Annotated in this window: 13 protein-coding genes; 5 read left to right on the top strand and 8 right to left on the bottom strand. The window is 39.6% G+C overall.

Annotated elements, in window-relative coordinates; genetic code table 11:
• Positions 1 to 107: 107 nt before the first annotated feature.
• Positions 108 to 677: a DUF3611 family protein gene (locus tag GNF10_RS20300; protein WP_185587582.1), complete on the bottom strand. Its 570-nt coding sequence runs from the start codon at positions 675 to 677 to the stop codon at positions 108 to 110.
• A gap of 513 nt (positions 678 to 1,190) precedes the next feature.
• The gene (locus GNF10_RS20295) at positions 1,191 to 1,562 is read right to left on the bottom strand and encodes a response regulator (RefSeq protein WP_185587483.1); all 372 of its coding nucleotides are present in this window, start codon (positions 1,560 to 1,562) and stop codon (positions 1,191 to 1,193) included.
• A 183-nt stretch (positions 1,563 to 1,745) separates the two neighbouring features.
• Here GNF10_RS20295 and GNF10_RS20290 point away from each other — a divergent pair, with 183 nt between their 5' ends.
• The 5 genes from GNF10_RS20290 (at position 1,746) to GNF10_RS20270 (ending at position 9,341) form a co-directional block, all read left to right on the top strand.
• Positions 1,746 to 3,824, top strand: coding sequence for a PAS domain S-box protein (locus tag GNF10_RS20290; protein ID WP_185587485.1), 2,079 nt, complete (start codon positions 1,746 to 1,748; stop codon positions 3,822 to 3,824).
• 217 nt (positions 3,825 to 4,041) lie between these two features.
• Complete coding sequence (locus GNF10_RS20285) at positions 4,042 to 4,665, top strand: hypothetical protein (RefSeq protein WP_185587487.1); 624 nt, start codon at positions 4,042 to 4,044, stop codon at positions 4,663 to 4,665.
• A 360-nt stretch (positions 4,666 to 5,025) separates the two neighbouring features.
• Complete coding sequence (locus tag GNF10_RS20280) at positions 5,026 to 6,819, top strand: response regulator (protein ID WP_185587489.1); 1,794 nt, start codon at positions 5,026 to 5,028, stop codon at positions 6,817 to 6,819.
• A 43-nt stretch (positions 6,820 to 6,862) separates the two neighbouring features.
• A complete protein-coding gene (locus GNF10_RS20275; RefSeq protein ID WP_185592196.1) occupies positions 6,863 to 7,912 on the top strand; it encodes an AI-2E family transporter in 1,050 nt (349 codons plus the stop codon).
• Positions 7,913 to 8,243: 331 nt separating this feature from the next.
• Entirely contained in the window at positions 8,244 to 9,341 is a 1,098-nt protein-coding gene (locus GNF10_RS20270; protein WP_185587132.1) for an AI-2E family transporter, read from the top strand.
• Positions 9,342 to 9,373: 32 nt separating this feature from the next.
• Here the strand turns inward: GNF10_RS20270 and GNF10_RS20265 are convergent, their stop codons facing one another.
• Genes GNF10_RS20265 through GNF10_RS20240 form a run of 6 tightly spaced genes read right to left on the bottom strand, consistent with a single transcriptional unit; the run spans position 9,374 to position 15,807 of the window.
• Positions 9,374 to 10,597, bottom strand: coding sequence for an HhoA/HhoB/HtrA family serine endopeptidase (locus GNF10_RS20265; protein ID WP_185587134.1), 1,224 nt, complete (start codon positions 10,595 to 10,597; stop codon positions 9,374 to 9,376).
• A gap of 30 nt (positions 10,598 to 10,627) precedes the next feature.
• Positions 10,628 to 11,227 carry a hypothetical protein gene (locus GNF10_RS20260; protein ID WP_185587136.1) on the bottom strand — a complete coding sequence of 200 codons (600 nt, stop codon included), beginning with the start codon at positions 11,225 to 11,227 and terminating at the stop codon, positions 10,628 to 10,630.
• A 44-nt stretch (positions 11,228 to 11,271) separates the two neighbouring features.
• A complete protein-coding gene (locus tag GNF10_RS20255; RefSeq protein ID WP_185587138.1) occupies positions 11,272 to 12,621 on the bottom strand; it encodes a DUF2254 domain-containing protein in 1,350 nt (449 codons plus the stop codon).
• A complete protein-coding gene (locus GNF10_RS20250; RefSeq protein WP_185587141.1) occupies positions 12,618 to 13,625 on the bottom strand; it encodes a mechanosensitive ion channel family protein in 1,008 nt (335 codons plus the stop codon). The genes GNF10_RS20255 and GNF10_RS20250 overlap by 4 nt, the downstream gene beginning before the upstream one ends.
• 32 nt (positions 13,626 to 13,657) lie before the next feature.
• A complete protein-coding gene (locus GNF10_RS20245; RefSeq protein WP_185587143.1) occupies positions 13,658 to 14,473 on the bottom strand; it encodes an ion transporter in 816 nt (271 codons plus the stop codon).
• Positions 14,474 to 14,523: 50 nt separating this feature from the next.
• Positions 14,524 to 15,807 (bottom strand): TIGR00341 family protein, encoded by a 1,284-nt coding sequence (locus GNF10_RS20240; protein ID WP_185587145.1) that lies wholly within the window; start codon positions 15,805 to 15,807, stop codon positions 14,524 to 14,526.
• Positions 15,808 to 16,024 lie beyond the last annotated feature (217 nt).

Here is a 16,024-nt window from a genome sequence, read left to right as displayed (position 1 = left end):
GGTGGAAAAGTCGAGGAGAATTCTAATACATTTGGCAAATACTACTTTCGATATAGATTAGTACTTCCATAGCAATAGCTGACAAAATCAAATCAATACTGTGCCTATTACTCTTCTAACCAATAGAGTAGACCTAGAGAAGTAACTCCCCCAAAAAAGTGAGCGCCAATCATGTTGACGTTTGCTAACATTACAAAAATGTCTAGCGAACGAATTACATTTTCTGGCTGATAAATTGCGACACCTTGAGGTTGTGCTACAGCTTTACCTAAAATGATTGAAACCGTCACTTCCGAAGCGATAAAAGCTATTAATAACCCTATCAAGCTCACGAGTAATCCAATTCGTAGATTTTGAATTACGTCTTCCTTCTTGGGATGGTTTTGAGAATTTGGTGTTTGTAAAAGTTTAGCCATTTTTCGATAACGCAAAGCCCAATAGACTCGAAAGCACAGCAATAAAATACCAACAATAGCTAAAAATATCCCAAACCCTATACCTGCATTGCTTGTCTGAGTAGTAATGTTACGGCTAAAGTACGCTAACAATACAGCAATGCCAGAAATCCCACCAAGTACTAACTGTACCCAAAAACTAATTCGACTTACTAAACGCAATGTAGCAGCAAATTTTTGTTTGCTTGGTGGATGTGAAAGTGATTCTAAATTATTTATCATAATATATACCCCCTAATTAGATAATTTAGTAAATATAGTAAATTGGAATTTGATTTTATCTAGATAATAAAACTTATTAATATATTTGCTTTTTGAAATATAAGTTTCTCTCTAGAAAAATCTGAAATTCATAACTAATATTGATTTAGTTTTAAATTAGAGAATAAAAGTGGAAAACTAGTGGAGGATATGTATTTTCTGGAAAAAGTACGACTTAAGAAATAAACTACTAAAACTATAGATAGACCTTTTTTTCAAGCATATCTATCCTAAGTACACAGTTTCGTAAATTCGTGGCTAATTGCGGATTTAAGTTTAAACGCAGAGGGGCGCTGAGGAGCGCAAAGTTTATTTAAGTCCATTCGCTACGAACTTGTGCAAAGCTGTAATAAGTTAGGGATAATACACTAACCCTATCCCTGGTATCTAACTTTTCCAAATGATTTAGGACTGCTATAGTATTACTTAATTTATGAATAGTTAAACTGGAAACACCAGATTTTGTAATATACTTTAGCTCAAGGCTGCTGCTACTTGAACAGCTAGTTTCTGAGGATTAAATGGTTTACTAATTATGCCTTTGACACCTAGATTACTGAATAGTCGTTCGTTATTAGTGCGTCCTCTAGCTGTAAGCAAAATTACAGGTATATGTTTAGTTGTTTGATTAGCCTGTAGTTTTTGAAAAGTTGTCAAACCATCCATATCAGGCATCATTACGTCCAAAAGGATAGCATCGGGTTGAGATGACTGAGCTAAGATTAATCCTTGATTACCTGAAGTAGCAGTCAACACCTCCCAGCCCCCCATTATTTCTAGACAAGTCTGAATCAATTGACGGATGTCATCTTCATCATCAATAACTAAGATTTGCTTAGAGATCATTGTTATTATCTTCCTGTTCTAAATTATTATTCCTTAGTTTAGTGCTTTAATTCTTCCAATGTAATGAGGGATATTGTTTACAGCTACCATCCTCTTAAGATTAGTTTTTAATGATAAAACTTGAAAGTGGAAAACTAGGGTAGAAGTTTAATAAACAGATGGCATAACCAAAAGTAATATAAAATGTGGAGATTGACACGATGGGCTTTGCCCCGCCTTCCCTACGGAACGCTCCGCGAACAGCGATTCTCGCAACTACAACGCTACAGCATTGCATTCTTAACGGTTTTACTAGCTTTACTGCTGACATTGCTTCTATGGCAGCTACACAGGCTGAATTCCATTTACCCACTGTTTTTAGCTGCGGTCATGGTTAGCTCTTGGTATGGTGGCTTAAACCCAGGATTGTTGGCAACTTTTTTGTCTGCTATAGTCTGCGCCTACTTCCTGTTGCCCCCTTTTTATTCTCTGGCTGTTAGTGGTTTTGGTGCGGTGGGGCTGCTTCAGTTTGTGCTAGTAGCATTGTTGATTAGCTTACTTAACACTGCACTACGTGAGGCGCGATCGCAAGCTCAGAAAAACGCGCGAGCCGCACAGGATAATTACGAGTGTTTACGTCAAATTCAAGACACTCTGCGCCAAAGTGAAGAACGTTATCGATTGCTAATAGAAGGAGTAACTAATTACGCAATTTTTATGTTAGATCCAAACGGTAACTTTACCAGTTGGAACATTGGAGCCGAGCGTATTTTAGGCTATCAAGAAGCAGAAATTATTGGTCAACCTTTTGAGCGAATTTTTTCACCAGAAGCAATTGAGCGCGAACAACCACAACAAGTATTAACAAAAGCCGTAACTGAGGGTTTTTCTAAAGAAAATCGTTGGCATATCCGTAAGGATGGTACATTTTTCTGGGCGCATTGTGTAATCACACCTTTACGAGATGAAAATGGAAATCTGCGCGGCTTCTCTAAAATCATGCAAGATATTACTGAGCGCAAACAAGCTGAGGAAGAAAAAGAGCAATTGCTGCTGCGAGAACAAGCCGCACGCGCTGTAAGTGAAGCGGCGCAAAGTGCCGCAGAAGCTGCAAACCGTTCCAAAGACGAATTTTTAGCAATAGTTTCCCATGAATTACGTACCCCCATGACTGCAATTATAGGTTGGGCTGGGATGTTGCAAACGGGCGCGCTAGATGAAGCTAAAGTAACTCTTGCATTGGAGATAATTGAACGCAATGCTAATTTGCAAATGCAACTTATTGAAGACTTACTTGATATTTCGCGGATTGTTAGAGGAGAACTTTCACTCTCCATTGATTTGGTAGATTTAGTAGAAGTAATTACAGCCGCGATCGAGGTTGTACAATCACTGGCAGATGCAAAGGATATTCAAATTGAAACTATACTTGATACTTCAATAGAAAAAATTTCGGGTGATTTAGATCGCTTGCAACAAGTTGTGTTAAATCTACTCACCAATGCGATCAAATTTACACCCAATGGCGGACGAATTAAGGTACGATTGTCAAAGAAAGTGGGAAGTGGGGAAGAGTTTTCACAATACCCAAACCCTAACTATGCCCAAATTCAAGTGAGTGATACAGGGCAGGGTATCAGTGCTGACTTTCTACCTCACGTATTTGAGCGCTTTTGCCAAGCAGATAGTACTCATACTCGGTCAAATAAAGGACTAGGTTTGGGGCTGGCGATCGCACTTCATGTCGTAGAACTGCATGGTGGCACAATCCAAGCCCAAAGCCAAGGAATAGGGCAAGGAGCGACATTTACAGTCAAATTGCCCGTTTTAGAAGAAAGCAGAGGAGAAAGTCTTTCCCCCTCATCTCCCTCAGCTCCTTTATCCCCCAATTCTCTTACCAACTTGCGAGTGCTGGTTGTAGATGACGAGGCGGATGTGCGGCAGTGGATTACCGCAGTACTCGAAGAGTGTGGAGCGAAAGTTAGTACTTTTAGCTCCACAAGGCAGGCACTTGAGGGACTAGAAGAATTACATCCAGATGTGTTAATCAGCGACATTGGGATGCCAGACGAGGATGGCTACGCGCTGATGCGTAAAATTAGAGAGCTTGAACCAGAATTAGGCGGACGGATTCCTGCTGTTGCACTGACGGGGTATGCCAGGGTAGAAGATTATAAAGAGGCATTAGCAGCAGGGTTTCAGCTACATGTTGCGAAACCAGTTAGAGCAGCTGAGTTAATTGCCGTTGTTGCCAGCCTGGGCAAAATGTCTGGTAAACTCTGAGCAATTTTGCAAATATTGCTCATATCCACAAGTTTTCCACTTTTCCTAGATAACTTCAAAAGTGTAATTCAGGCGATAAATGGTGTTATCCATACAGTGAATGAAGTTGGCTGACATCAGCTTGAATCAGTTAGGAAAGTAACAGCAATTTGGTTGCATATTAGATTGCTTTCTAATGCCTGATTCCTTCATGCAAAATTATTTGGAAAATTGAAAAATGAATAGTACATGGTTACAGCGATTTTCTGCATTGTTTATTTCCTCCACAATCACAATGCTTGCAAGTGGATTATCTGCTCAAGCACAAATACCGAATACCGATAAAATTTCAACAACAGCAGCCGATTTAGTTCCCCAGCCAACACAACCTGCTTCTGAAACTTCTGCTGAGGTGGCGCAAGTGGATGTTAATCCAGGTCGAACTACCCGTGGTGGCTCCAGCTATATTGGAGTTGCTGGCAACATTGGTTTAGGTGGTGATTCAGCTATAGGTGAAGGTAGCTTTATGGTGATCAGCAAAGTTGGGCTGACGCGTACCTTATCTGTACGACCATCTGTGGCGATTGAGGACGACCCTGTTGTTCTGGTTCCTCTCACCTATGACTTTAACTTTCGGACAGCAGATGCTTTTGAAGACACATTCGCTGTAGCACCATACGTTGGGGCTGGCGTAGCGATTGAAACTAGTGATGATGCAGACGTTGGCTTGCTTTTATCTGGTGGCGTAGATGTTCCTTTAAATACTAACTTAACGGCAACAGCAGGGGTGAATGCGGCATTTTTAGATCAAACGGATGTAGGGCTGATGATCGGGGTAGGTTACAACTTCAATGGGTTGTAAATAAAGACTGTAATACCCATTTGGAAAATGATTGCGACAGATGTTTTTTTGAATTGCTGACTGAGACGCGATCGCACTTTAACAAAATCGACGGTGTATCACTAGTGCGGCTGGTAGTCAAACGACATCCGGCGTAATCATACCGTAAATATTCGTAACTAGATGAACAAAAATATTTAGAGTCATTGCGAGCGATCGCAATTACATTGTGTAATTAATTCGGTTTATTTAACTCTTGAGGTGAATCTGTTGCTTAAACCTTGCCTTTGATAGATGCCATATAAGACTAAAAAGGGCATAACCTAAGTTATAGAAATTTGATTACAGCGCTCAGGGTTGCTTCTACAAGCAAACATTTTCATGAGAATTCTGTTGGTTGAAGACGATGATTTGCTTGCTCAAGCTGTAGCAAGATATCTTACCAAACAAAATTATGTGGTTGATATTGCTGCTGATGGTGAAGCCGGTTGGGAATTGATTAATGTCTGTAACTACGACCTAATTTTGTTAGATATTGTTCTACCAAAGCTAGATGGCATAAGTCTTTGTCGGCAATTACGGCAGTCAGGTTATCAAATGCTAATTCTTCTTTTAACAGCAAAAGAGACTAAAACTGATAAAGTTATCGGTTTAGATGCCGGAGCAGATGATTATGTAGTCAAACCATTTGATTTTCAAGAGTTATCAGCTCGGATTCGTGCTTTATTACGTCGGGGGAATACTTCTTTACCTCCAGTTTTGGAATGGGGAGCCTTGTGTCTTGATCCTAGTAATTGTGAAGTTACTTATGCAGAAAGTTCTCTAAATCTAACAGCAAAAGAATTTAGCCTTTTAGACCTTTTTTTACGCAACAACCAGCGCATCTTTAGCCGGAGTGCAATTGTAGATCAACTTTGGAGCGCTGAAAAAGATCCACCTGAAGAAAATACGATTAAATCTCATATCAAAAGTTTACGGCAAAAGCTAAAAGCAGCAGGTGCTAACTATGATTTTATAGAAACTGTCTATGGAATGGGTTATCGTTTAAAAGCTCTAGATCATGAGCAAAGTTGCCCGAAACCTGAGCCGGAAATAGATTTAAAGCAGCAGCAAATTCTACTAACAGCCATTGCTCAAGAGCGGGAAAATTTCAAAGCTAAGGTTGGTTCGCGTATTGCAGTATTGAAACTAGCAGCTGATGCTTTAAGAAAAGGTACACTTGATTCTCAAGTCCGGCAAAAAGCAGAACAAGAAGCTCACAAGCTAGCTGGTTCATTGGGTAGTTTTGGCTTTCCCAAAGGCTCGTTGTTAGCTAATGAGATAGAAGATTTATTTCAAAATCAAAAATATCTTAGCCAAGCTAAATGTTTTTATTTAGATAAGCTTTTGATGGAGTTGCAACGAGAGCTAGAAAAAAAACCAGTTGAACAAACCCAAAATCTACTATTAGTAATTAGCAACGATCGCCAAATAGTTGAGGAATTGGTAAAAGAATCTGAAAATCAAGAAATACAAGTTAAAATTGCGACTAATTTCACCACAGCTAGAAGTATAATCCCATCTTTAAATCCCGATGTAGTGCTACTTGATCTTGATCTTGAGAAAGATAGTTTGGAGGTAATAACAGAATTATCCCAGCGAACACCACAAATACCTGTGTTAGTTTTTACAGAGCGAAACAATTTTAGTGAGCGCCTAGAAGTTGCACGAGCTGGCGGACGTGCTTTTTTGCAAAAATCCATACCTCCTAGCCAAATTTTGGAGTCAGTGGCCCAAGTTTTACAGCAAACTCATATTACCGAAGCGAGAGTAATGGTTGTAGACGATGACCCACAGACGTTAACTCTTATACAACAATCCTTAGAAGCATTGGGAATTACTGTAAAAACTCTTGAAGACTCACGATATTTCTGGGATACTCTGACAGAATTTTTTCCAGATTTGCTAATTTTAAATGTGGAAATACCTCATATCAATGGCATTGAACTTTATCAGGTAGTACGTAACGATCCGTACTGGAAATTCCTGCAAGTAATGTTTTTAGTTGATAATGATAATTTAGAAGCAGATATTGTTGAGCAAATATTTGCAATTGGCGCTGATGATTGTGTGAGCAAAACTGCTAAAAAATCACAAATAATCACTCGGATATTGAACCGTCTAAAGCGAACATAACTAGTTATAAATATAGCTTTAGTAAATCAAAATAGTCAAATATATGAATAAACCTACACAACAGCCAACTAAAAAAACTTTTTGGAGTAAGCTTAGTACGAATACACTAGTTCGCTTCTTACTATTTGCTGCTTGTGGTTGGGTATTAGTAAAAGTTTTTTGGTATTTCCAAAACGTAGTTTTTATATTTACATTTGCGACAATTTTAGCACTAATTCTTAACTACCCTTTACGCTATCTGGAACGCTTTTTGAGGCGAGGTTTTGCCTTGGGTACAGTCATAGCGATCAGTCTATTAATAATCATTATTTTATTTGTATTTATAGGCAATATATTGGCTACACAATTACAACAATTAGCAGGTTTGATATTACAAATTATTAGTTCTGCCAATAACCCCATTAATCAATTACAAAACGCATTAGTTGCTCGAAATATTGAAATAAATTTAGAGGCAATAGAAACACAAATTCGTAGATGGGTTGTGTCTGGCATGAACATGATTTTAGGATTTTTGCCCAATTTGTTAGAAAGTTATGTCGGATTTATCATTATTATTGTAGTTGCCTTTTTTATGCTGACTGATGGAGAAAAAATCTGGCAATTGATTCTTAAGATGATCCCTCATAATAGACGCGATCGCTTTGCAACAGCTATCCAGAAAAACTTGATTGGTTTTTTACAAGGTCAATTATTAATCTCATTGATTCTTAGCATTGCCACTTTTTTGGTTTTTACAGTTTTTCATGTCCCATTCCCGTTTCTGCTAGCTATAACTGTGGGAGTTTTTGACCTGGTTCCCGGTATCGGAGCTACACTAGGAGTTAGCTTGGTTTCTCTAATTATTTTGGTACAAAGTGGTTGGATTGTTAGCGTAAAAGCATTAATTGCTTGCATAGCTTTGCAACAAATTCAAGATAATTTTATTGCACCTCGTGTAATGCAAAGTACAGTTCGCTTAAATCCCCTAGTGGTATTTTTTGCTCTTTTAGTTGGGACACAAATAGCTGGTTTATTAGGAGTATTTCTTTCTATACCCATTGCTGGAGTAATTGTGAGTTTGTTAGAAATTGAGGAGTTGCAAGCTAATTAGAAATTGATGCCCCTGATGTAGTTGATTAGTGGACTAGTGGTATTGAAACCCTAGTAAATTCCAGTAACCTAACCTAACAAGGGAATAAAAATCAATCCAGCTAGAGTAATCAAAGAGTAATGTAATCGCTTATTTCTGAATCCAGCCTTCAAAGTTTGCTTATTTTAGATTACTCTGTTAATAACAACACCTAAATTCTGTCGCAAGATGGATATATCGTTGGTCTTGGAAAATCAGTCTTTTAGTGGCTTTTTAAATATAGTGATACAGCTATTTTGAAGTAATTAAACTCAGCAAAATAGCTGTAAATAACAAAAAGTGGGGGCTGCTTGTGCGATTCGGACAATTAATAGGGTTTCTCGCTCTTGTTACATCTCTTTATATTTTGTGGCAAATTCGGCAAATACTTTTGGTGGTATTTTCAGCAGTAGTTTTAGCTACAGTCCTAAATCAACTTGTGAGCTTTTTCCAAAGATTTCGCATTAAGCGAGGAATTGCAGTTGCCATATCAGTTATTCTCTTATTGGTCGTTTTGGTCGGTTTTTTTGCACTGATTGTGCCGCGTCTTATTGACCAATTACAACAATTTGGTAATATTATGCCTATGGGGTTAGAACGGTTGCGATCGTGGAACAATTGGTTACAAAATGTAATTCCTGACCAACTATTAGAAAATATTCGGGGGCTTAGGTATCTGACTCAAGGTTTACAAGATTGGTTAAATCGGCTAATAAACAACTTTTTTAGCTTGGTCAGTAGCTCACTTTCTATTGTTTTAGGTTTGTTGCTTTTTGTAGCTCTTACCATCATGTTATTAGCCAATCCCTCGCCCTATCAGCAGGGATTTATAATGTTATTTCCTGCCTTTTATCGTCGGCGAGTTGATGACATTCTAAATAAGTGTGCAGTCTCGTTGACTGGCTGGATAAAAGGCACGCTCTTTACTATGCTTGTCATTGCTATATTGAGCTATGTTGGACTGTTGATTTTGGGAATACCATTGCCATTAGTTAATGCTATTTTGGCAGGATTATTAGAATTTATCCCAAATGTTGGGCCAACCTTGAGTGTGATTCCACCTGCACTGCTAGCATTAAATGAAGAACCTTGGAAAATCGCCGCTGTTATAGCTTTGTACTTTGGAATTCAGCAGGTTGAAAGCCTAGTTATAGTACCTTTAGTGATGAAAAGCCAAGCATCTTTACTGCCAGCAGTTACTTTGGTAGCAGTGGTGTTTTTTGGCAGCTTTTTCGGATTTTTGGGTGTATTTCTCGCTGTTCCATTAGTAATTGTGTTTCAAACATGGATAAAAGAAGTTTTAGTCGAGGATATACTCAACAACTGGCAAGAAAATAAAAAAGATAATCAAGAACAGAAAGTATTAGCTGTGGTAAATGGCAAGTCTGAATCATCTGTTGAAAACAGTTGATTAGTCAGGTAGGCATGACCTAACTGACTAACTTAAGGCTGGATATTATTTGGAGATGGCAGTGGTTCAGGTTGTACTGTGAATTGTAAGTTTTGTGCATTGCGTAGGACTTGGATTTGTAAGTTACTTAAGCCATTCTTTTCGAGAATCTGCTGAACTTCTTCAGATGTGGTAACGGGTTGATTGTTAATTTGTTGAATAACATCCCCTGGGCGCAGTCCGATTCTGGCAGCAGGAGAATTAGGGACAACGCGAACAATCAGAATTCCTTGGTCTGCTAAAATGCGGACGTTACTGTTGGGATAATTATTGATTCTTTGCTTCACTTCTGGCGTTAGTGTCAGCATCTGAAGACCTAAGTAAGGATATTCAACTTTGCCTTGAGTAATTAATTGCTGGGCAATTCGTTGAGCTGTATCTATAGGAATAGCAAAGCCAATACCTTCAGCACCTTGGATAATTGCAGTGTTAACGCCTATGACTTGACCGCGAGCATTTAAGAGTGGCCCGCCTGAATTTCCGGGGTTAATTGCTGCGTCGGTTTGAATATAACTACTAGGTCTGGTGGAAAGATTTAAGGAACGGTTAATTGCACTTATAACACCTACTGTTACCGTTTGTTGTAAACCTAAAGGATTACCGATCGCAACTGCCCACTGTCCTGGTTTTAAAGTATTGGAATTTGCGATTTCTACTGTTGGCAAGTTATTACCAGGAATTTGCACAACTGCGACATCACTCACAGAGTCTTTCCCCAGCACTTTGCCTTCAACAGTACGACCGTCAGAAAATGACACCGTTACTGTATCCGCATCGTTGACAACGTGAGCATTGGTGAGAATTCGTCCATTAGGATCGATAACAAAACCAGAGCCTAAACCGCGCACTACTCGTTCTTGAGGCTGTGTTGGTACAGTGTCACCAAAAAAGCGCCGAAAGAATGGGTCATTTAATGTATCAGGTAACTGTGGTACTGCGCTTCTGATAGTTCGGGAAGTATTAATTTGAACTACAGCTGGTTCTACTTTTTCGACAACTTCAACCACAAAATTGTTGTCCTCAGCAGTTGGTGTTAGAGGACGCGAACTTTGATTCTGTGTCTCCTTAACTATAGGAGAAGGAACAATTGAAGGACGAACTTTTCCAGAAAAATCTGTTGAACAGCTACTCAAAAATCCTGGCGTTATCACGATCAAAGGTAGCAACAGATGAGTTTTTAGTTTCTGAGCCGACAAAGACTTTTTTGATCTCTTCATAGTTCTTTCAAGTATTAAATATTATGTAATTTAAATGTATGTCTCAGTTTGCGAATGATTTGCCTCTGCATTACGATTTGTCCAATTTCGCAACGCCCAAAGGCTAATTAAAGCTGCTAATCCAGCGCCGAGAGTGTCCATAACTAAATCAATAATGGTATCATCTAAACTTTCAATCACTTGAGTGCTGAGAATTTTACCAGCAGACCATTCTGTGACTTCCCACAAAGCACCAATAGCAATGCCAAAACTGGTAATTGTCACTATATACAAAAGTGTATGATTCCGAAATATATTCAGCATTGAGCTATAGACTAAAAAACTAAGTGCTAGGGTAATTGCAAAAGTCGTATAACCATGAACAATCTCGTCATAGGGGCCTGGTATACCAAATAAATTCCATACCCAACCAGTAGCATTTAGCAATGCAGCCAAGACAAACAAAAAATCAAATAAGGTGGGTAATTTATCATCTCGAATGACAAACACAAAGGATATAACAAGAAATAATGCAAGCCCCAAGGCATTTGACCATTTACCTTGAACTGCTGCGGCTATGACAAAAATTGTTAGTAGAGCCTGTCCTATCCATGCGATAATTCGATAACCTTTCCAATTCAGAATTTTCATAATTATTACCTCAAAAATATTAATTTAAAACGCCATCTTTCTGATTAATTCCAATTTTTATTATTGTCATTATTATTTAAATTTTTAATGACTTGATAATAACTCTCTTCTACATCTTTGTAGTCTTGTTCTTGTGATAGTCCTTCACGGCTATCTTGTAAAATCATGTCAGCATGATGGTGCAGGCTTACTTGATATTTAGAATTATTAGTGTAAGTAGCAATTACAGCTATAGCTTCTAACAAACGAATAGTTACTCCTGCATCCGACTTCCCATACTGCCGAATTTGGTTAAAAGCACGATCAACCAATCCTTGAAAATCTACTCCTTCGGCAATGAAACGCAATTTTTTATTTTTATCGTAGCGATAGGGCGAAGGGAAATCTCTTTGAACTAAGTGGCACAGTCCGGCGCTAATTCGGTCAATACAGCGAATTGCAGTAAATGGATCATTTATTCCAGGGGAAATTGCACGCAGAGCAATTTCTACTAATTGATCAATTGGAAACTCTATATCCTGTTGTTCTGTACGTTCTTTGCCTAAAATAAAAGCATCATTGATTTGTTTAGTAAGTTTTTTATTTACTTTTTTCCCAGGAAAAACCAAGGCTAAATCGCTACCTTGAATTAGAAATTTCCCCGGTCTAACTTTAAGGCGTATTAGCAAATTATGTTTACAAGCAATTTTCATCAATTCCCCATTATCAATTGCTTGTAAATAACCAGTGCCATTAGCTCGAATCGGTAAAGCCTCTTTCTCAAAAGACATGGGAATTTCTTCAATTCCAAGCCTATGTTCTGGTTCACCATGCCCAATTCTTTCTGGAAATAGCCGCTTAATTGCTGAATGTAAATCCTCACTAACATTTTCGATTACGTGAGATGCCTGAATTATTGTTGAAGCATGATGGATAAAATAAATTAATACACCAATGCTAATAATTGCGAGTAAAGTGCCGACTGTAACTGAGAGTTGTGGCACATACTGTTCGTATCCATCTCCTTCTCCACGAATTGTCCGCAGTACGAACAAGCAGTAGATGAACGTACCAATAAATGTGCCTAGTACAACTTGATTACCTGTATCCTGCATAAAATTACGCAGAAGTCGCGGCCCGAAATTGGAAGCAGCCAACTGAAGCGCCACAATTGTAATTGAAAAGGCTGTAGCAGCAACGCTAATCATCGAACCTGCAACCGATCCTAACAGCGATCGCGCTCCATCTGCTCCACCACCGTAAACCCACCAATAATCAATGTTTACCTTGCCTGTACGGTCAAGATTCAGCATTGTGAAAGCTAAAGCAGTAGCTCCCACTGCCATAACTGCTGGTATGAACCAGTAACTTGAGTGAAGCTGATCCCACAGTTTGCTTATCTTGACATTTTTCATTGTTCGTTGGTTTGAGAATCTACTTTACCGTTGTTATCTTCTGAGGAGTGTGCTTGAGCAAGTAACCTGAGCGAATCGCTGATGCGGCGAGGCTTCGGTACTTCACCTTTACCTGCGGGCCAACCTTCACGCTGACGAGAGCGGTTTCCATCTGTCTCTTCTGTCTGATTGTGGAACAGAATTTGTTGAGTTGGGAAGGGCAAATCAATGCCGTTTGCAACCAGCTTTTTCTTGATTGCAATAATCACTTTATCCCGCGAAATAAGATTATCTGCCCGTCGTGGTGGATGAACCCACCAGCGCACCCGGATGTTGACAGTGCTTGCGGCTAGTTCCATTGCTAGTACATCAGGAGCCGGGTCTTTTAAAACTTCATCTATACTATGCAGTGCATCTAACATGAACTGTTTGGCTAGATCAATGTCGTCGCCGTAGCCAATGCCGACATCGTATTCTAATCGACGGTTATCAAAGGCAGTGTTAACTGTTACCGAATTAGTAAATAACTCAGAGTTAGGGATCACAATTCGTCGACCGTCATAGGTTCTGATTGTTGTTGCCCTTGTCTGAATATTTTCGACAGTCCCTTCAAAACCTTTAAACACAATTTGATCGTCGATTTGGAACGGTTCAGTCAGTAAAATTAAAATGCCGGCTAAGAAGTTTTGCAGAATGTCACGAAAGGCAAAACCAATTGCAACACCACTAATTCCCAATAGTTGTATCAAATCACCGGCTTTAAATGAGGGAATTACAATAGAAAGGGCGATAAACAAACCAATCAAAATTGTCACGCCCTGCGCTAACCTTCCCAGTACTAGCCCTAAATTACGGGCGGATCGACGATTGCGAGTTAAGCGCTTGACCAGTGCCTTAATTCTGCTACCAATAAACAAAAAGACTATAAAGACAATTAACCCTAGTAAAATGTTCGGTAGCAAAGCTATGAACCCGTTAACCATGCTTTGAACCTTGTCCCAAGCTGCGGAGATTTCTGCATTCATGAAGTTTCCTCACTAAGTAATTCTTGCTAACATCAACGCTCAGAATTTTGATGTAATAATTCTTGAATTTCCCCGCGCAATGCTGCGATTTCATTCTGAAGCAGTTGAATCGATTTCGCTCCGGCTAACTCTGCTTCATCATCATCGGCATCACGACCAATAAAAAACGTCGCCAGGGTTGCGGTGACATAGCCAAATACAGCAAACGCATATAGCGCTAAGAAAAAACAAAGCACCCGTCCTTCGGGCGTTTTAGGCCAATACTCAGAACCCATTGTCGTTATAAGCATTGCTGTCCACCATAAAGCAGTGCCGTAGTTGTGCAGCCCTGATTCCACAGGAACTTCGTTTTCAAATGCATACATCCCTGCTGCTCCTATTAAAGTCACAATCATTGTTAACGCCACAACATAACCAAATCCTCGACGGCTAATACTTGCTGCTAAAACCCGCATTCCTCGGTTAGCACGAGTCATGACTCGCAACAGTTGTAGCCCTCGCACAGCCCGTGCTGTTCGGAGTATTTTTATAACTCGTACAATCCGAAAAGTACGCAGCGCTGGCAAAAATAAAGAAATAGCGGTTAGCCAGCTGCTTTTGATATAGGAAATTTTATGAGGAGCGATCGCTAGTTTAAGTAAAAAATCTAATATAAAAATAATCCAAATGGTGTTGCTAAAGGCTTCCTGTAAAGGATTTAGCCCCCAAACGATCTCGATGATGAATAGTGCTAGCCATACAAAGCCCAGCACTAGCATTGGAGTCTCTAGCCAATCTTCTAGCTGTTGCAAGACTTCGCTACGTTCTCTTTCTAGGGCTTGTTTTTCTGAAAGCTTTGGACTACTCATAGTATTAATTCGTAATTCGTAATTTAATGTCGAATTTTAGAGAATTGGTCTTATTGTTTATTAGCAGGGGTTTCTAGTACGTTGACATCAACTAAAGGTGTCACATTTAAGTCCTGTTTCAATAATTGGGTTTGAATTGATTGGGTGAGGCGATCGCGTATTTCTTCACTAGACGCTGTAACTCCCGGTTGACGCTGCACATAAACAACAGATAGCAGGGTATCCTGACCTTGAATATTGGATCGTGTAAAGCGCACATTCGACTCGACTAATTTTGCTAAACCAACTTGTTCCACAGTTTTCTGAACTTGGGCGTTGGCACGTTGAGCAAGGCTAGAGCGTTGTAAATTGGGAGAATGAGAAAACTGCCAAGTTAGCAAACCTGCCAATGCAATGACAGTTATCACCAAGGCAGAAAAGAATACCCGTTTTTTACCACGTTGATAGCGAGTTTCTTGAGCAGACAACCCGAACACTCGGAACAACAAAGCTGCTGAAAAGTTAATGCCGCATAGTTGCAAAAATAATAAGAACAGCCCCGAAATTGCCATATCCCATCTGCCAACTGCACTTGCCATACCCACAATTCCCGCAGGTGGAGCTAAGGAAGCGGCAACTAACATTCCCGTTGCTGCCCCAGATACTAAACTACTCCGTTCTGACTGCACCAAATTGAGCGCCCCTGCTGCTCCGGCTGCCAATGGCAAAATCACTGCTACTGCTGAAACCTGGCTGCTTTCTACCATTAAACTGGTGGGAATTTCTTGCCGTAATATCAGGCTCAGTAGCCAGGTAGTGACAATTGTGATTGTTAAAGCGGCAAAATATCGTAAAATACTCCGCCCTAGTAGTTTGCGATCGCCCCATGCAGTAGCAATGGCCGTATTCATTGCCGGGCCTGCGAACGGTGCAATCAGCATCGCTGCCACCAGCAAGTAAGTTGTATTAGTATACAAGCCGATCCAGACTACGAAGCCTGCCAATGCTGCATAACCAAGAAAACCTCGCCAAGAGCCAACACTTTGCAAACCAGAAAGAAAAATTTCAATCGGACTGCGTTCTTCCACATCTATAACTTGCTGCGCTGCTTCCGACGCAGGGGGTTGCAGAGTCATCACACCAGTTGGTATGAGCGTAATCTGTACTTTGGGCAAGTCTTGCAATTCCTCTAGGACTTTCCCCACTTCTCGATTAGAAACGTGAACAATCACCACATCAATCGATTCTTCTGCATTTCCTTCAAATCGAGCCAGATTTGCGCCGTTATGAGATTTGGCAATATCGATAACAGCTTTTCCCTTTCCCCTTGGTACTTGGATAATGAGTTGGCGCATTTTACCCTCCTACCGCTAACCATCTTGCTTTTTCAGGCAATAACTCTACTACCCAAAGTAATATTTTTTTAAAGATGTGTCTCATCCTTAATTAATATTTGATTTTTGTCTACACAATTGGTATGGACTAGTGAAATAACTGATAATTGAAGCAATAAAGTACATTATCAAGAAAGATTTCATCACGTTATATTTTAGATTTATCTTAAATCCAAAT

This window comes from Nostoc sp. UCD121, assembly GCF_014222285.1.
In the GTDB taxonomy this organism is placed as follows: Bacteria; Cyanobacteriota; Cyanobacteriia; order Cyanobacteriales; family Nostocaceae; genus Nostoc.
Note: the sequence above shows the minus strand (reverse complement) of the source record. Positions and strands in the feature narration are given on the sequence as shown.